Source organism: Paenibacillus sp. HGH0039 (genome assembly GCF_000411255.1).
Lineage (GTDB): Bacteria > Bacillota > Bacilli > Paenibacillales > NBRC-103111 > Paenibacillus_F.
The window spans coordinates 1,072,286-1,089,617 of the sequence record NZ_KE150413.1 but is presented as its reverse complement, the minus strand read 5'-3'; the positions used below and the strand labels follow the sequence as shown (position 1 = coordinate 1,089,617).

The following is a 17,332-nucleotide window of genomic DNA, read 5'->3' as shown; positions in this document are numbered from 1 at the left end:
ACAAGGTACAAGGTATAAGGTACGCTAAAGATAGCTGATCTCACAGAAAGCCACAAAAAAAGAAGCCGGTTAACCGGCTTCTTTTCTGTCTTTATACAGCGCGATGCCGGAAAGAAATGATCAGGCAACGAGATACGCCCGGAAAGCGCCCGCAAGTTCTGCCTAAGGCAGGCGGAGACACTGCCAAAACGTCCGTCGGCAGCCTGCACCCCATTTACAGCACCGCATGCAGTTCCGGCGCGCAGTGCAGCGTCGCATGAGGGCGGGCCTTCATTCTCTTCTCTTAAAGCTTAACGGCGCAGCCGCTCGCTGCCGAAGCGTTGGACGCTTCCATCAGGCGGGTAAGGTCCGCTGCCAGCAGCAGATTTTCCTCCGCCCGGGTCCCGGACTCGATATGCGCCACCCACTGCTCGAAAGCCGAGGGCTTCGCCTGCGGGAGATCCGTCACCGTCTGCCACTCCTCCCCTTCCTGCGACCGCGTACGGAGCAGGAGCTTGTCGTCGTGCTGGGAGTACAGCAGGCTGCCCTGTGTGCCGTGAATCTCGATCACGAACGGGGAATGGCTGTTCACAAAGCCCGCTTCCACGATGCCCAGGGCACCGCTCGGGTAACGCAGTACGCTTACCGCGTTATCTTCCGCGGAGCGTCCCGTCACGCTGCCGTAATTCGCTGTCAGGCTTTCCGGCATACCCAGGAATAAGCGGGTCAGGTACATCGGATGACAGCCGAGGTCGATCATGGCGCCTCCCTGCGCAGCGGATTCGTCGAAGAAACGCTCGGGAAGCCAGCCGCCCCCTTCTTCACGGCTTAATCCGCCGTTATGGGACAGTCTTGTACGGACCAGCGTCAGTTTTCCGAGTATTCCCTGTTCGAGTATGTTCCGAATCGCCAACGTATACGAAGCGTTCAATCTCGGCAGCGAAACCGTCATGACCACTCCCGCTTCGCGGACCGCGTCCATAATCTCGTCGCATTCTTTGTTCGTGGCGGCAACGACTTTTTCCGTGAAAATATGCTTGCCCGCTTTGGCCGCCGCCACCATAACGTCCCGGTGAAGATGGGTCGGGGTCGTCACGATAATGCCGTCGATTTCATCGTCGGCAAGCAGCTCATCCAGGTTTTCGTAAAATGGAATTCCGCGGTTTTCCGCTTCTTTACTGCCTCTGGCCGGGTCTTCGTCCCAGATCGCGGTAACCTGAGTGCCCGGATGCTGGTTGGCGTCTTTCTCGTAATCCAGGGCGTGAACGTGCCAGAAACTGAGCAGAGCGACTTTTAACATAAGAAAATACCTCCATTATGTCTGGTTGGTTTCGGTTAGCCGATAGGGTGAAGCCCCTGTCCGGCGCATGCCTTTTGTTTGGAAGCTGCATGTGAATACATACCTGATTAAAATTGTTTTACAGCAATTTGAACGCGCGTACATCATCCTGTGCAACCCACACCCTATCCTTTTGCTTGCGATCGGCTGCACAACTGGTCCACTAAAAATAGCGTAAAGTGGCTCTTTAGAAAAGTCAACCGTCCCGCTAAGATGAAAAAAACAGCCGCAACCAGGCAACCATAGGGGTGGAGAATTTGAGAAGAAAAGAATTCGGCGTGGAAGACTGGCAGGAAATCGAGCAGTTTATGAGCGAAATGACATTCGGGATTCTGGGAACGACCGGCGAAGACGGGTATCCGAATTTAAAAGCTCTTAATTTTGTATACGCGGACGGCGCCATTTATGCCCACGGAAGCAAAGTCGGCGAAAAAATTTCGGACCTGGGCCGGAATCCTCTCGTCACGTTCGCCATAGCCAAGGAGTATGCGCTCATTCCTTCTTATTTTACGGAGCCCGTGTACGCCTGTCCGGCGACAGCTTTCTTTAAGTCCGTCGTGATAAAAGGCCATGCCGTCCTCGTGGAAGATTTGGAGGAAAAAGCGAAGGCGCTCGGCATCTTCATGGAAAAACTTCAGCCCGAGGGAGGCTATGAGCCATTCTCCCTGGAAAATCCGGGCTACGTCAGCCAAATCCGCGGCGTCGCCGTCATCCGTATCGACGTGGACGACCTGTCCGCCAAGTTCAAGTTCGGGCAGAACATGAAAGGCGCCAAGCGCGAGGCCGTCGTGACCGGACTCGAAAACCGCGGGAAAGAACTGGACGAGGAAACCGTCCGGCTGATGAAGCTGTATTGTCCGGCGCATAAGGAGGGGTAACAGGCGGTGGAAGAAAGCATCGCACCTCAGAGAGGGACGTTGCCGTTCCGTCCTCCTCGCACAGGACGCAGCAGGTTTAGCTGCTGTCGGCGACCGCCTCCATGCGTGCCCGCCGCACGCGGGGAGCTGCAAGCGCGGTGTATAAGGCGTCAGCCGCCCCGCTTATCGAGCAGCCGTGCAGGAAGGAAGTCTGACGCAGACTGTGCCCTCCCTTGCCTTGCCGGATAATAAAACCGAACAACCCGGTTCCGCTCTATACGGAACCGGGTTGTGTTTATTGCCGATCTCTGTCGGAGATCGGCCTGTATCTGAATCTTGATCAGAGGCTTAATTTGAAACCCCCGAAGCGGAATTCCGCTTCATCGGCGACACAAGCAAGCAGCCGCTCCCGCACTAAACCTGACACCAGCTTCAATCTTCGCATCAGCGTCAGTTTTCCAACCACTTCGCCGGCGGGATTTAAACAGCTTTAGTTCCGCGGAACTCCTCAAGCGCCTGACGCACCGCCTGAGGCGTATCCAGAAGCAGCACCCGCTCCGCAAGCTCTCGGCACTCCTGACGGTCCAGTCCGGCGAGCACTTCCTTCAGCGGGCTGAGACGGCCCGCCTCCATGCTCCACTCGTCCAGTCCGAGACCGAGCAGAAGCGGCGCGGCCAGCGGATCGCCCGCCATGCCGCCGCACATGCCGGTCCACTTGCCGGCCGAGTGCGAAGCTTCGATCACGGTGCGGATCAGTTGGAGAACGGCCGGATGGAAATAGTCGTACAAGTACGCCACGTGCTCGTTCATCCGGTCCACGGCCAGCGTGTACTGGACGAGGTCGTTCGTCCCGATGCTGAAGAAGTCCACTTCCCGGGCGAACTGACCCGCCATCACGGCCGTGGAAGGAATCTCGACCATGATGCCGACTTCCATGTCCTCGTCGAACGGGACGCCCTCCTGTCTCAGCTCCGCCTGCGCTTCCGCCAGGATTTCTTTGGCCTGCCGCCATTCCTGCAGGCCGGAGATCATCGGGAACATCACCTTCACCTTGCTGAAGGCGCTGGCCCGCAGAACCGCCCGCAGCTGCGTGAGCAGCAGCTCCTTGCGGCTGAGACCGATCCGTATCGCCCGGTAACCGAGGAAGGGGTTCACTTCCTTCGGCAGCTGCAGATACGGAAGCTCCTTATCCCCGCCGATATCCATCGTGCGGATGATCACGGGGCGGCCCTCCATAAGCTGGGCCGCTTCCAGGTAGGCACGGTACTGTTCTTCCTCCCCCGGCATAGACGGGGAATTCATGAACAGGAACTCCGTGCGGTACAGCCCCACGCCGTCCGCTCCCTGTGCGGCGGCGGCCCCGGCTTCCGCGGCGGTTCCGATGTTCGCCGCGAGCTCCACGCGCGTACCGTCCGCGGTTACCGCGGGACGGGCCGCGTAAGCCTCGAGCGACTTGCGGCGCTCGAGATCCTGCCCCATGCGGAGCCGGTACTGCTCCGCTTCGGCTTCTCCCGGCCGGGCGATGCACAGCCCGGCGGCTCCGTCGACGACGAGGGTGTCCCCGTCGTCAATGCCGTCCACGGCATCGCCCGCGCCGACGATGGCGGCGATGCCGAGCGACCGCGCCAGAATGGCGGTGTGAGAGGTCGCCCCGCCCGTGCGGGTGATAAAGCCGACGACCTTGGCCGGGTCGAGCTGCACGGTGTCGGACGGCGTAAGATCGTCCGCCACGAGGATCACCTCGCCGGTGATTCCCTCAAGACCGGCTCTCTCTTCGGGCGACAGGCAGGCCAAGAGGCGGTTTCCGATATCGCGGATATCGGCGGCACGCTCTTTCATATAGTCGTTGGTCATGCCCTCGAACCAGGAGGCGACCTGACTTACGATTTCGGAGACGGCCTGCGGAGCCGGCTCCAGCTTTTCCCGGATCCGGGCTTCCATCTTCGGATAGAAAGCCGGATCGTCCAGCAGCTTCCGCTGGCCCGCCAAAATACCGGCCTGCTCTTCACCGACGGTTTCCTTCGCCTTCTCCGTGAGCTGTTCCAGTTCGCCCGCGCAGCGGGCTTTGGCTTCTCTAAGCTTGGCAAGCTCAGCCTCGACAACCGCCGAATCAGCCGCAATAGGCTTCCATTCGGCAGACGCTCCGCCAGCATTCTCGTGCGCTGCGCGGTAAACGAATGCCTGCGCGATGCGGATTCCTTCCGAAACGCCGATTCCCTGAATATGCAGCCCCTTCATTAGGCTTCACCGAACTTGCTTTCGACAAGCTGCGTCAGCGCTTCAACGGCTTCCTTCTCTCCGTCGCCGCTCGCTTCGATCGTCACGACAGCTCCCTTTTCAATGCCGAGCGTCATCAGCTCCAGCATGCTTTTGCAATCCGCTGTGCGTCCGTCTCCGGTCTTCAGGTGCACCTCTGCTCCAAACTGGCCGGCTGTTTCAGCAAAAAGCTGAGCCGGACGGACATGAAAACCCTGCGCGTTCTGTATGGTTACTGTTTGTGCAAACATGTCGTTCCTCCTCACCCGTTCACCGCCGGATCAAGACCGCAAAAAAGGATAGGGATGTATGGTTTCTCCCGACAGCTATCCGCTTAAGTTTTGCAAGTCGTCTTTCGGCGATTGTTCCCGGTTAACGTTTTTTTGGGGTTGATTGTACAAATTCCGTTCTTTGGTCTGCTTATCTCTCTATTACTCCACACATTTGCCGGATCTGAGCCGGATACAACCTTCTGTTTGATTTGCGGTTGTTTTTCTCTGTTAAGGCAGGTTAAGCGTTAAGCCAGCAGGGCGATCCGCTCTTTGTACGTTTGGATCAGCGCCTGGTTGTGCGCGTCGGAACCGTCGATGTTTCCGCTCAGGAACACCGGCGGGTTAAAGCCGTTTTCGATCATGATTTCAATGGACTCGGCAAAAACGGCGTTCAGGATCGCAGCTCCGATCACGGTCGAGCTCGGTGTGAAAGGGACTTGCAAGCCCGGATGATTCAGCACGGCGTCTCCTTTGACCGAGAAGTTGTCGATCACGAGATCCACCGCCTCGGCCAGATGCTTGCCGCTGGTATGCCGCGACGGCTGGCTCATGGAATACTCCAGGGAAGTAATCCCGACGGTAACGGCGCCTTTCTCCTTCGCCATCAGGGCGACATCGACCGGAACCGGATTGCGGCCCGAAGTGGACAGGACAAATACGACTTCGTCCTTGCGGATATCCTGCTCCTTCATGAAATCGACCGCCAGATTGTTCTGTCTCTCCAGCTCCGACGAGCGTACCGCGCCTTCGTGCAGCATCAGTTTCTCGACGAAGATCGGACGAATCGGGACAAGCCCGCCTGCCCGGTAGAATACTTCCTCGGTCAAAATATGCGAATGGCCGCAGCCGAACAAATGAATAATGCCGCCGTCCTGAATGCAGGCCGCCACTTTCTCGGCCGCTTCGCGAATCGGTCCGGCCTGTTCGGTCCGAACTTTGTTCAGCAGCTCGCCGATCACATCAAAATACGTATTCATCATCATAGCTCTCACCCCGTTGTCAGTCTGTTGAATCCTGATGTTCCCCGTCTTCCAGCGCCTGCTTGGCCCGCAGAAGCATCTCGGCCATCACGTCCAGGCTGCGTTCGATAATCTTCTCGCCCTTCTCCCGGGTAGCCAGCGTGGCGTCGCCGAGAACGGCGGAGGACGTGATTTCCTCCCATGGCGTCGGCGTGCAGTCCGCTTCCGCTGATATGCGGGGCGCTCCGTCTATCGCTTTGCTCATATCCACGTACTCGCCGGCCAGATAAAGCATGTAGGAAGTCTCGATTTCGTCGGCATGCATGTAGGTCCCGTGAGCCGCCGAAGACTCCCTCACTTGAGCGGTGATTTCTTTCGTGCCCGGATAAAAGAAATAGAACACTTTCAGCTCCGGCACCCGTTCGTATAAAACTCTGGCGGCTTCCTTAAGCGCGACCGCATTGCCCAAATGGCCGTTGACCATGGTGAAAATATGGAAACCCTGCTGGTACAGGCTCTCTCCGATATCGGCCAGCAGCCGGATCAGCGCCTCGTTGGAGACGTTGATGCTTCCCGGAAAATTACGCAGGCTCCACACCTGGCCGTAAGGCAGGACCGGAAGCACGAAGCTGTCCGTGCGGGCCGCCAGTTTATCCGCCAGCCGTTCGGCAAGCAGATTATCGGTGCCGAGCGGCAGGTGGGGGCCGTGCGCTTCCACGGCTCCGATAGGCAGTATCGCCGCCCGGAATTGTCGGATTTTATCCTGCACCTCGTACGAGTTTTCGTGCTCGAATTTCATCGTGCGCGCCTCCTTACTTTTTGAATGAGAAGCAGTTGGCCGGGTTTTTCACGAAAAATTTCTCGATCAACTTCTGCCCGTCGAACCCGTTGCGGTTCGCTTCGTCCACAAAGCGCGGCACCCACTTCGCAATGATGTACTCCAGACCGAGACCGTGGTCGTAATGCTTATAATACGTTTTGCGGGCGGTATCTCCGCTGATCAGAATCTGATCCTCGTAGCCCTTGCTTACGAGATTGAGAATCAGCGCGATCCGCGTGCTTTCGGGGGCGTACTTGATTTTGCCGATTCCGTCAAAGCTCATGTAAGCGCCGGTTGCCGCGATCTGCTCGTGGTAGTAAGGGTCCGGGTTGCGGTCCATATGGCCCAGGCTGAGGTACGACAGGTCCACGCCCTCGCTTTTCAGGAGCTCGATCTGCTCCAGCGCCATGGTGCCGACTTCCGTATGGGAGTGCACGGGAGCTTTCGTCTCGTGGTGAGCGCGCGCTACCGCGCGGAGTGTTTTCTCTTCCAGGGGCGTAATGCGGTTGTAGCCCGTCCCGAATTTGACTTGGCCGGCTTTGAAAGGCGTTCCTTCGAGCCCTTCCTCCACCTCGCGGATGACGAAATCGGCCAGCTCGTTGATGCTTTTCGCTTCGATCCATTGGGTATAGGTTTCATAATCGCCGGTGAGCGGCTTCAGCTCTTCTTTGATTTTGGCATCCCACAGGAAGCTTTTGTTGAAGCCCGCCGTGCCCACGATCTTAATGCCCGTTTCCAGGGCAATTTCCTGTACCGCCTGGACGTCCCGGCCGTAATCGACCGCCGTCGCATCCACGATCGCGCGTCCGCCGTGCTTTTTGAAATCAAGAACGTCCCGCTTGGATTTCTCTTTATCGTCCAGCAGCAGATCGTCCTCTCCCCGTTCCTGCCAGAAGGCCGGACGGCATACAATATGTTCGTGGGAATACGTAAAGCCCAGATCCTCTTTGGCGATGTCTCCATGTAAGGTACGGATATAGCTCATAACGTGTCTCCTCCACTCTCTTTATTCGGAAAAGGAAGACGGCGGAGCTTAGCGCTGTCACCGTCTTGTTGCCCTCGGGCGTTCGCCCGCTCATTCGTTGTTAGAAGAACAGTTTAGCCAGGAAGTGCAGAATCGGACCGATAATGAACATATCGGAGTCGGCTGCCCACATGGCCGTATCCGGCACCGTCGAAGCGATGAAGAAGCGGACCATGAGGAATTGTCCCCAGGCTACGATCGTGGCCGTGATGAATCCGCCGATCACAGCCCCGCGGACACCGCCCGTCGAGTTCCCGAATACGCCGGCCGTAGCCCCGTGGAAGAACAAGACGATCATCGTCGGAACGAAGATGTAGGAAACGGTGTTACCGAGCACAAGCAGCCAGATAATGGCGCCCGCGAAAGCTCCCAGGAAGCCGAGTACGACCGCATTCGGCGCGTACGGATACACAACCGGCGCGTCCAGTGCCGGCTTGGCTCCGGGTACGAGTTTTGTAGCGATCCCGTTGAAAGCCGGAACCAGTTCGCCGACAAACATCCGGACCCCCATCAGAACGATGGCGATACCGCCCGCGAACGTAAACGATTGAATAATCGAATAGATAATAAAGTTCTGATCGCCCGATTTCGCCATCAGTTCGGCGGCGGCAGGCGTTCCTTTCGTCGAAAGGATAATGGCCCCGATCAGGAACAGAATCCCCATGCTGAGCGCTGTAATGACGTTGGAATCACGAAGGAATTCGAAGCCTTTCGGCACTTTGATTTTCTCCGAGTCGTTGTTTTTGTTGCCGAATAGTTTACCGAACAGGGCTGCCAGCAGGGCAACTGAGGCGGACGTGTGACCGAGGGCAATGTTATCGTTGCCCGTTACTTTGCGCAGGAACGGCTGAACGAGAGCCGGCTGGAAGGTCCAGTACAGACCGAGTACGACGGCAATCATCAGCACAAGCTTCCAAATGGCGATACCGCTTGAGGCATGCACGATCACGCCCGCGAAGATCGTTGAAGTCCAGAACATCATGTGACCGGTCAGGTAAATGAATTTAAACCGGGTAAAACGGGCCAGCGCGACGTTGATCAGGAAGCCGACGAGCATCGCCAGCGTGACGGCGCTTCCGTATTTGCCGTTAAACGCTTCCTGCCCCATAAACGTACCGAGCGAGCCGGCCTCCAGTCCGAAGACCTCTTTCCACATCGGCTCGAAGACATTCAGCGCTTTGACGATGACGTCGGAACCGGCGCCGATTACAAGGAAACCGATAATAGCTTTAAAGGTACCGCTTACGAGCTGGCTAGTCGACTTCTTCTGGAGCAGAAGTCCGACCAGAACGATGAACCCGAGCAGAATGGCCGGTGTTCCGAAAATATTGGTGGCGATCCAAAAAAGCATGTCCATAAAGACCCCTCCTTAATGGGTTACAGCACTTCTTCCAGTTTTTGTTTGATTTCGTCATTGTCAAAATAGTTATTGACGATCACGATTTTGGCCGCGTGCCCTTGCAGGCTCTGTGCCAGTTCATTGCTCGTAATGATGTACTCCGCCGCCGTGCCGGATGCCGTGGATACGTCGGTATGCTCCACATCGGCGCTTACACCCAAGCCGCTCAGCACGTTTTCCACGTTCATTCTCAAAATCAGGCTGGTTCCTTGTCCAAGACCGCATACGCATAAAATTTTCATTGTTCGTTCCCCCTAATAAGTTGTTGAATAGTATCTACATCGGCTGCCTGCTTGAACGCTTCCACGTTGTCCGGGTTGCTTAGCAAAATCGTCAGCTTGCGCAGCATGGTGATATGCTCGGAGCTGGTGGACCCGCCCAGTGCGAATACGAGCTGAACGGGATCGTTGGCCGCGTGGCCGAATTCGACCGGTTTCTTCAGCCGGAGCAGCGAGACGGACGCTTCTTTCACTCCGTCTTCCGCACGGGCGTGCGGCAGAGCGATATGAGGCGCCAGGACGAAGTACGGGCCTTTGTCCCGGTAGGATTCTACCATGGCTTCGGCGTAGCGCGCTTCCGCGGCTCCCGCGTCCGCCAGCAGTCCTCCCGCCAGGCGGATCGCTTCTTCCGCCGTCTCGGCTTCGACATCCAGTGCAATCAGTGACGGTTCTAAAAATTTCATCTCTCATCTCTCCCAAATCCGGTAATCTAACTGCGGGGACCTTCTTTTATCTGCTGTAATATCTGTTCTTTGGTCCCGGCGTCCTTCAGCCGGGTCAGGCTATCTTGTTCTCTGAGCAGGAGCGTCAGCTCCGACAACGCTTTGAGATGCGATTCTCCGTCGATCGCCGCCAGCACCAGGATCACCTGTACTTGATAGCGGGTTTCTTCGGAGAAGGCTACGGGCTTCGCAAGCCGCAGCAGGCTGATTCCCAGCCGCTTTACTCCCTCCTGCGGCTTGCCGTGCGCGATGGCGATGCCCGGAGCCACGACGATGTAGGGGCCCAGCGCCTCCACTTTGGCGATCATCGCCCCGATGTAGGCCTCTTCGATGCGCCCGTCCTCGAGAAGAGGCAGGGCCGCCTCGCGGATGGCGGAGCGCCAGTCGGCGGCCTCCTCCTCCACCCGGACCATCGGTCCGGTGAGCAGGTCGGCCAGCGACGGCTTGCGGGCTTCGCTCAGCCACGTTTTCCCCACGGACATGTAGCGGTTCAGTTCCTCCGCGAGCCCCGCTTCATCCGTCACCTTCGCGTATTTGCGGACAATGTCGAGCAGAGCCTGAACCGAGCTGGCCTGGGCCCGGGACTTGCGGCCGACGACCGTGTTGATCTGGTTCAGCAGATGCTCCTTGTCCTTGTCGCTGAGGATCGGATTCACGACGAACACGGGGACGCTGCTGTCCGGAAGCGGGACCGTCGAGAAAATAAAATCGACGCTTTCCTCTTCAAACGCTTCGTAATCCCTCAGCGAGAGAATGGCCGTAATGTCCACCGCCGAAAACAAATCTTCGAGCTGGGACTTCAGCATCCGCGAAGCGGAAATGCCGTTGACGCAGACGATGGCGGCCTGGCGCCTCTGTACCGGCTCCGTGTTCTCCCTCCGCAGCCAGCCGCCGAAATGCATGGCGAGGTAGCCGATCTCGTCATCGTCGAGCCTGCGTCCGACAAGCTCCTCGAACGGTGCCGCGGAGCGCCGCGTCAGCTCGAACACTTCTCCGTACTTGGAGCGGATGTTGCCGAGGAGCGGGTTATCGAGCTCCAGCCCATACAGGATCCGGTAATACGCCGGCTTCAGATGAACGAGCAGATTCTCCTCCATCGCTTCCCGGTTCGGCAGAAACACGCAGGCGTGACGCTGGAAGGCGTCGGTCATTTCCCTGGCCGCATCGCGGAGCTTGTCGATCACTTCCTCGGAGCCGGTCAGCTGCTCCATCCGGTTGACGCGCGCCCCGAGCAGGTGCATCGTAAAATACGCGATTTCCTCGTCCGGTACGGCGGCGTCGAACAGATCGCCGAGACCCTCCGCAATGCGGGCGGCGGCCTCGTATTCCGGCATGCGCCCGAGCACGCTCCACTCATCTTCGTCGATCGAGATGAGCTGCTTGTTCTGGATTCGGCGTGTATAGAGCAGGAAGCGAGTGGTCAGGTTAAACACCATCTCGTCCGTTAATTCCACGCCGAGTGTGCGTTCGCTGTCGGCGATGAGCCGGTAAACCCGCTTCAGGTGATCCGGCTTCATCGGAGGGAATAGGTCCAGCACCGGGTCAAGACTGCCCGGGTCTTCGCTCCGGCTGAGCGCCTGCTCCCAGCCCACGCTTCCGAAGATCTGCCCGAAGTAGTACGTGAGCGCCTTCCGCTTGTCGCTCTCTTCCCCCCGGACCCGGTAGCCCTGCTTGCGGTCGTAAGCGACCTTAAGCTTCAGGGATTCCAGTTCCGGCCGGACGATGTTCAAATCCTTCAGCACGGTTCCCCGGCTGACTTGCAGGAGATCCGTCAAGTGATGGACGAAAAGCGATCCATCCGCCGGCGATAACAGATGGACGGCCAGCCAGGCCAGCCGCTCCCGCGGAGACAAGTAGTACTGCTGGACCGGAAGCTGTCCGGCCAGCTGCGGAATGCCCTTGCGGCTTTCATCCGGCAAATAATAGCCGGCCGCCCGGACATATTCGACCGGCGGAAGATGAATCGTTTTCAGCCAGTCGTTGATTTTTTCCATATCGTAATAAACGGTTCGTCTGGAGATGCCGAGCTTCTGCATCAGTTCTTCCAGAGATACATAATCGGCTGCCTGCTGCAGCAGCGTCAAAATCCGGGTACTGCGTTCGTCCAGAATACGGCATCACCTCCTTTGCCGTTTAGTGTGGTTCTTTGTTCGATTTGATTATACCCATGGACAATAAACGAAAGACAGTTCAATTCGTGGAGGCTCCTTTGTGCAAAAATGAATTCTAATCTAGCAAATCCGGAAGACGGCACCCGGCTTCGGCTTTCGTCCACGCAAAAAAACGGCTCCGGAAGCATCCGCTCCTGGCCGCTTTATCAAGCCGGTTCTATTGAATAGGACCCGTCTATCTCATTACCGCCGCTGACTTGCTTTTATCCCGATTAATCCGTATCCGCCCGCGTCACTCCGTTTCCGAAGGCCGCAGTCCCACTTCCCGCACGCTCCAATCCCAGAACTTCGCGGCAAGCTCCTTGTCTTTAGCCCGTGCGGACACCGGCGCAATCTTCTTCCGGTAAAAATATTCGCCCGTGGCGCACGACACGTTATCGCTGGCAGCCAGATAAACCGCCGTTTCCGCCCCCTGGGCGGGTGTCAGGAAGAACGGCCGCAGCATAGCGAGCACCGATTTGCCGAAGCCCGTATTCCGGTCCACGCCGATCTGGGTGCCGACGGCTCCCGGGTGCAGGGCGTTCACCGTAACGGCGGTGCCTTTCAGCCGGGCGGCGAGCTCCTTGGCGAACAAAATGTTCGCCAGCTTGGACTGCGCGTATCCGGTCCATACCGTATACCCTTTCGTCAGATACGGGTCTTCCCAGCGGATTTTGCCGATTTTATGCGCACCGGAGGAGACGACGACGATCCGGCCCTGCTCCGCCCGCTTCAACGGCCCCAGCAGCAGATTCGTCAGCAGAAAATGGCCCAGATGGTTGACGCCCATCATAACTTCGAATCCGTCGGAAGTGGTCTCTCTCTTGAGCGATACGACGCCGGCATTGTTGATCAGCACGTCCAGATGATCGTAGCGGCTCTTGAAATCCGCGGCAAAAGACCGGATGCTCCGGAGCGAACCGAGGTCGCACTGCATCAGCTCGATGTCTCCGGAGCCGCTGGCAGCTATCGCCTCCCGGAGAGCGCTCTGCCCCCGCTTTTCGCTGCGGCATACCATAACGACCTTCGCCCCCTGCAGGGCCAACGCAATCGTTGTGGCGAGACCCATACCGGAATTGGCCCCGGTTACCATCGTGATTTTATGCTTCATCTGCAGCCCGCCTTCGTTAGGTTTTTGGGGAAAATCGTGTACGAGCAGGATCGCCGGCAGCGGGTGCTTGAACCGATCAGCCCAGCCCTTCGGCCACCGTTTTCAAAAAATGCTCCTTATGCGCCGGGTGGCAGGCAATGAGGTAAGGCTCCGGGCTCATTCCTCTGAACGGCTTGCCTTCATAATCCATGACGAGTCCGCCCGCCTCCTGTACCATCAGGATGCCCGAATACAGATCGGTCCCCTCCGAGTTGTAGAGAACGATGCCGTCCAGGTCTCCCTTGGCGAGCATGCACCACTGGAGAGTCGGCGCCCACACCCTCATCATCCGCTTGAACCGGACGTCCAGATGATGGCGGAGCTTAACGGCACGCGCCTCGTTCTGGACCTTGTGCCCTTGTATCCAGCCGATCGTGCCGCGTTGAATGGACGGGCAAGGTTTGGTCTGAATGCGGATATTGTTGCAGAAGGCCCCTTTGTCCGCCGCGCTGAGGAACAGCCTGTCCACCATCGGTTCGTAAATTACGGCCAGCACGGGATTTCCCTGGTGCATCAGCGTGATAGACGTGGCGAAAAGCGGAAGACCTATCGCGTAATTGTTCGTCCCGTCTAGCGGGTCCACGATCCACATCCAGTCGCTCTGCCTGCCGTTGTGCCCGATCTCTTCGCTGTCCACGCAGTGATCGGGAAAGCTTTTCGCGATGTGGGTCAAAATAATTTCCTCCGCGAGGTGATCCACTTCCGTCACGACGTCGCCGAAATCGTCCTTTTCCAGAATGCTGTTAATATTCTCAAACCGGTTCTTCGCTTCTTGCCCGGCTTGTAAAGCGGCTTGGATGGCCACCTTCTTCGCTGCGCGCAGGATGTCTTCCACTGCCTTCTCCCCCTCTGCTCTATCTGTCCGCCTATCCGACTAGCCTTGTATATCGGTGTCTGTAGTCCGGCGTTGTTACCGGCCGCGTCCGTGCCATTCGCTCTCCAAAATGCCCATTTCAATCAAATTCCAGTAGGTGTCTCCCATTCGTTTGGAGTCCCGAATGAGGCCTTCTCTCACGAAGCCTTCCTTCTCGTAGCAGCGGATTGCCGCTTCGTTAAAGTCGAAAACGCCGAGCGTCATTTTATGCAGGCGGAGCTCTTCAAATCCGATCCGGAGCGCCTCGCGGATCATCGCTTGTCCGGTTCCTCGGCCCCGCCGGGCCGTATGGCCCACGAGCACCTTGCCGATCCTTGCGGAGCGGTTATGCCGGTCGATATTTCCGATCGAAAGATGCCCTATCGTCAGGTCGGTCTCCGAATCTATGACCTTATATACGAGCCGGCCGGATTGTTCAAGATCGTTGACTCCTTCCGTGTAAGCCTCCAGCTGCGATGCGGTTAGAGGGTACTTAAACTGAGGCCCCGCCCACTGAAGCAGAAAAGCCTCGTCTCCGCTCCATTCGATAAGCTGGTCGAAATCCTCCCGTCCAAAATACGCAAACCGGATCATTTCAGATCACATCCCTTCCCATTTGATTATGGCCAGATATAATCCGGCGGTCAGAAGAGCGCACGGCACGATAAGCATAGGCTGTCTGTTCTCCAGACACGTCAGCAGACCGAAAACAAAGGTAAATATCGCCAGCAGCACACTAAAAGCAAGCATGGCCATCATGACCAGAAAGCCCGTCAGTTCATCGCCGAACGGCAGATGCACCGCGACGAGAGCCCCGTATTCCAATCCGACCGTAAGCAGCAGAAGCAGGCTGTAGTAGCGCCAGGTAAGCAGCCGTCTCCCTCCGTTCACGGGTTCCGTCCCCTTTTCGCTTCGCATGGCAAGCTCCTCTTCCCATGATTTGTAAGTCGATCCTTCTGTTAGAGTAGCATCCCTGGTCTCATTTGAAAATGCTTTTTGAAAAAGAAAATTTTCGTTAAAAGAAGGTAAACAAAAAAAGTCGTTTGCCGATTTCTTCCTTATTTTCCGGCGAAACGAACGGTTCTTGAACAGCTCCTTAGCGGATCGATCCGGCGCGAAAACGCAAAAAAACGCGTGCATGTCATGCACACGTTCTTTGTATTTCACCTTAGGCATCTTCCGGCGCAGCAGCCCCGGCGTTTCCGACTCGCCTCTCATCTCTCGTCCTCTCCCCCTTTTCTTTTTGGTTCCGGTTCACAAAGAAAACACCAAGCGAAATTCACTTGATGTTCTCAAATAGAAGCTATGTACGAAGCCTTCGGCAAAGCTTTGGGTCCCACTCGGGGCTTGCTCCGGACCGATTATTTGCCGATCTGCTCGCGTTCTTCCTTACTCGGGCCGTAAATGCCCGGCACAATCAAGCCGGCTTGGCGCATAAGGACCGTCATTTGGCCCCGGTGATGAGCCTGGTGCTGAATAACGAAGCGCATGATGCCATGAATCGTGGTTTCCCGGCCGAACACGGTAATGCTTTGCTTCAGCGTCTCGTCCGTCCACTGCTCGCCCGCCGCCCGAAGCAGGTTCGAGCTTGTCCGCTCGTAGACATCGGCGATTTCTTTGGCGGACTCGGGAACTCCCGCGCCTCGCTCAGGTCCCTCGAACTTCAGGCCTGCCGCCGAAAAAAGGCCGTACATGGCTTGAGACAGATGCCATCCAAGCTCTCCAAGGGAGAAGTGGTCCAACGCGACGCTCTGGTCGAGCGACTCGTCCGTCAACGTATTTAAAATTTTTCCCGTCAACGAAGCCTCTCGCTTCCATTCCTGTTGAAACTCGTTCAGACTTACGAACATACTTGTCAGCCTCCTTTAAGGAACTAATCTCTTTACCAGTATAATACAAAAAGGTCCTCCTTCACCAATGACACCGCTCCGTACGTCGGCGAGCTGCGCGTGGCATGAAAGGAAGAGAAGAGAAAGAAATCTTCCGGTAAATTCCCCCGATTTTCCTTTTGGTTTTTTTGGCACTCTCCGCCGGATTCGGTATAATGAACAACGTACATACGTCTGCCGCATAGCGCCTACAACAGGAGGAATGATGATGAACATACTACCGTTAAAAAAACGCGGCCTGAACGCGAGCCGTCTCGTACTGGGCTGCATGCCTTTCGGCGGAGGCTGGAATTCCGATCCGGTGACCAAAGAAGATGAAACGCAGGCGCAGAAAGCCGTCGAAGCCGCTCTTTCCATCGGAATCTCCATGTTCGACCATGCCGATATCTATACAAGAGGAAAAGCGGAAGAAACTTTCGGCCGCATTCTCAAAAACAAGCCGGGTCTGCGCGAGGAGATGGTGATCCAGTCCAAATGCGGCATCCGCTTCGCCGAGGGGGATGTACCCGGGCGTTACGACTTCTCCAAAGCCTATATCGGCGAAGCCGTCGACGGAATTCTCCGCCGTCTGGGCACCGACTATCTCGACATCCTCCTGCTGCATAGACCCGATCCGCTGATGGAGCCGGAAGAAGTCGCGGAAGCATTCGGCCGTCTTAAAGCCGCCGGAAAAGTCCGCTATTTCGGGGTGTCCAACATGAGCGCCGCCCAAATCCGTTTCCTTCAGCGTGCGCTGCCCGATCAGCTCGCCGTCAACCAGCTGGAGATGAGTCTGGCGCGCCACGACTGGCTCGACCAGGGGGTTCACGTGAACCAGAAGGCCGGCACTTCGGTGAACTTCTCCGAGGGGCTGCTGGAATACTGCCGGATGGAGAACATCCAGATCCAGGCATGGGGCCCGCTGGCCCAGGGAAAATTCTCCGGCAACCTCGGAGAATCGGAGCCGGAGCACATCCGCAAGACGGCGGAGCTCGTCGGCAAGCTTGCGGATGAGAAAGAGACCACGCGCGAGGCTGTCGTACTCGGCTGGCTCATGCGGCACCCGGCCATGATCCAGCCGGTGATCGGCACGGCCAACGCGGAGCGCATTGCCGCCTGCCGGGACGCCGAGCGCCAGGCGGAACTCATGACCCGCGAAGAGTGGTATTCGCTTTACGTCAGCGCGAGAGGCAGCTTCCTGCCTTAAGCGCATCCGGAACCTCCGGTCTGCTTCGGCAGCTCCGGAGGTTTTTTTGTGGATACCGAAGGCCCCCCGACTCAGCTCTGCCCATTAATGAAATGAACAATTCCGACAACAATTAGCACAGCACAGTTATTAGGAAACACTTTACCAATAGTTTAACCATAACAATACCTCCAACTCGCCGCTGCTGAGTATTACCCAGCATTCCGGCTTCCCGGCTAACAAGCGGACGTGTTTCCATATCCGTCTTCGTCCAGCCTCAATTATCTGCCGCATATTGGTTCTTTTAAAACTTCCCTTTTTTTTGAGATAAGTCTGCAGTCCCTGAAGGATGACGATCACCGCGCACACGAGCAAGCACACGAGTAGAATGATCCATACAACCTGAGCAGCCTGCCAATCCGTAAGGCCCACGGACCGTACCGGATAAACGCTCACATAGCCTCTTATCAAATAAATCAAACCCGCGAGTAGCAGAAAC

Annotated in this window: 18 protein-coding genes; 2 read left to right on the top strand and 16 right to left on the bottom strand. The window is 57.1% G+C overall.

Going from position 1 to position 17,332, the window contains the following annotated elements; genetic code table 11:
* Positions 1-283 precede the first annotated feature (283 nt).
* Positions 284-1,279 carry a Gfo/Idh/MocA family protein gene (locus HMPREF1207_RS19275; RefSeq protein ID WP_009671547.1) on the bottom strand — a complete coding sequence of 332 codons (996 nt, stop codon included), beginning with the start codon at positions 1,277-1,279 and terminating at the stop codon, positions 284-286.
* A gap of 296 nt (positions 1,280-1,575) precedes the next feature.
* On the opposite strand from HMPREF1207_RS19275, the gene HMPREF1207_RS19270 reads away from it, so the two are divergent.
* Positions 1,576-2,196 (top strand): pyridoxamine 5'-phosphate oxidase family protein, encoded by a 621-nt coding sequence (locus tag HMPREF1207_RS19270; RefSeq protein ID WP_016423908.1) that lies wholly within the window; start codon positions 1,576-1,578, stop codon positions 2,194-2,196.
* Between the two features lie 76 nt (positions 2,197-2,272).
* Here HMPREF1207_RS19270 and HMPREF1207_RS29370 read toward each other — a convergent pair whose 3' ends face one another.
* The 15 genes from HMPREF1207_RS29370 to HMPREF1207_RS19200 form a co-directional block, all read right to left on the bottom strand.
* Entirely contained in the window at positions 2,273-2,437 is a 165-nt protein-coding gene (locus HMPREF1207_RS29370; protein WP_009671529.1) for a hypothetical protein, read from the bottom strand.
* Positions 2,438-2,655: 218 nt separating this feature from the next.
* A complete protein-coding gene (gene ptsP / locus HMPREF1207_RS19265) occupies positions 2,656-4,413 on the bottom strand; it encodes a phosphoenolpyruvate--protein phosphotransferase (protein WP_009671514.1) in 1,758 nt (585 codons plus the stop codon).
* A complete protein-coding gene (locus HMPREF1207_RS19260; RefSeq protein WP_009671524.1) occupies positions 4,413-4,682 on the bottom strand; it encodes an HPr family phosphocarrier protein in 270 nt (89 codons plus the stop codon). The genes ptsP and HMPREF1207_RS19260 overlap by 1 nt, the downstream gene beginning before the upstream one ends.
* Before the next feature lie 266 nt (positions 4,683-4,948).
* The gene (locus tag HMPREF1207_RS19255; RefSeq protein WP_016423907.1) at positions 4,949-5,683 is read right to left on the bottom strand and encodes an SIS domain-containing protein; all 735 of its coding nucleotides are present in this window, start codon (positions 5,681-5,683) and stop codon (positions 4,949-4,951) included.
* Between the two features lie 19 nt (positions 5,684-5,702).
* Entirely contained in the window at positions 5,703-6,461 is a 759-nt protein-coding gene (locus HMPREF1207_RS19250; RefSeq protein ID WP_009671557.1) for a creatininase family protein, read from the bottom strand.
* 13 nt (positions 6,462-6,474) lie between these two features.
* On the bottom strand, positions 6,475-7,467 hold the full coding sequence (locus HMPREF1207_RS19245) for a phosphotriesterase family protein (protein WP_009671541.1): 993 nt from the start codon (positions 7,465-7,467) through the stop codon (positions 6,475-6,477).
* Between the two features lie 100 nt (positions 7,468-7,567).
* Positions 7,568-8,863: a PTS ascorbate transporter subunit IIC gene (locus HMPREF1207_RS19240; protein WP_009671536.1), complete on the bottom strand. Its 1,296-nt coding sequence runs from the start codon at positions 8,861-8,863 to the stop codon at positions 7,568-7,570.
* 20 nt (positions 8,864-8,883) lie between these two features.
* The gene (locus HMPREF1207_RS19235) at positions 8,884-9,147 is read right to left on the bottom strand and encodes a PTS sugar transporter subunit IIB (RefSeq protein WP_009671516.1); all 264 of its coding nucleotides are present in this window, start codon (positions 9,145-9,147) and stop codon (positions 8,884-8,886) included.
* Positions 9,144-9,587, bottom strand: coding sequence for a PTS sugar transporter subunit IIA (locus HMPREF1207_RS19230; protein ID WP_009671517.1), 444 nt, complete (start codon positions 9,585-9,587; stop codon positions 9,144-9,146). Before HMPREF1207_RS19230 ends, HMPREF1207_RS19235 begins: the two co-directional genes overlap by 4 nt.
* Before the next feature lie 26 nt (positions 9,588-9,613).
* Positions 9,614-11,734 (bottom strand): BglG family transcription antiterminator, encoded by a 2,121-nt coding sequence (locus tag HMPREF1207_RS19225; RefSeq protein WP_269212179.1) that lies wholly within the window; start codon positions 11,732-11,734, stop codon positions 9,614-9,616.
* Between the two features lie 295 nt (positions 11,735-12,029).
* The gene (locus tag HMPREF1207_RS19220; protein ID WP_009671511.1) at positions 12,030-12,887 is read right to left on the bottom strand and encodes an SDR family oxidoreductase; all 858 of its coding nucleotides are present in this window, start codon (positions 12,885-12,887) and stop codon (positions 12,030-12,032) included.
* Positions 12,888-12,963: 76 nt separating this feature from the next.
* Positions 12,964-13,761, bottom strand: a complete 798-nt coding sequence (locus tag HMPREF1207_RS19215) for an inositol monophosphatase family protein (protein ID WP_009671553.1) — start codon at positions 13,759-13,761, stop codon at positions 12,964-12,966.
* 75 nt (positions 13,762-13,836) lie between these two features.
* A complete protein-coding gene (locus HMPREF1207_RS19210) occupies positions 13,837-14,373 on the bottom strand; it encodes a GNAT family N-acetyltransferase (RefSeq protein ID WP_009671569.1) in 537 nt (178 codons plus the stop codon).
* 6 nt (positions 14,374-14,379) lie between these two features.
* The gene (locus tag HMPREF1207_RS30365) at positions 14,380-14,697 is read right to left on the bottom strand and encodes a hypothetical protein (RefSeq protein WP_231392114.1); all 318 of its coding nucleotides are present in this window, start codon (positions 14,695-14,697) and stop codon (positions 14,380-14,382) included.
* Positions 14,698-15,140: 443 nt separating this feature from the next.
* The gene (locus HMPREF1207_RS19200; RefSeq protein ID WP_009671487.1) at positions 15,141-15,629 is read right to left on the bottom strand and encodes a DinB family protein; all 489 of its coding nucleotides are present in this window, start codon (positions 15,627-15,629) and stop codon (positions 15,141-15,143) included.
* 247 nt (positions 15,630-15,876) lie between these two features.
* On the opposite strand from HMPREF1207_RS19200, the gene HMPREF1207_RS19195 reads away from it, so the two are divergent.
* The gene (locus HMPREF1207_RS19195) at positions 15,877-16,854 is read left to right on the top strand and encodes an aldo/keto reductase (protein WP_016423906.1); all 978 of its coding nucleotides are present in this window, start codon (positions 15,877-15,879) and stop codon (positions 16,852-16,854) included.
* Positions 16,855-17,332: the final 478 nt, after the last annotated feature.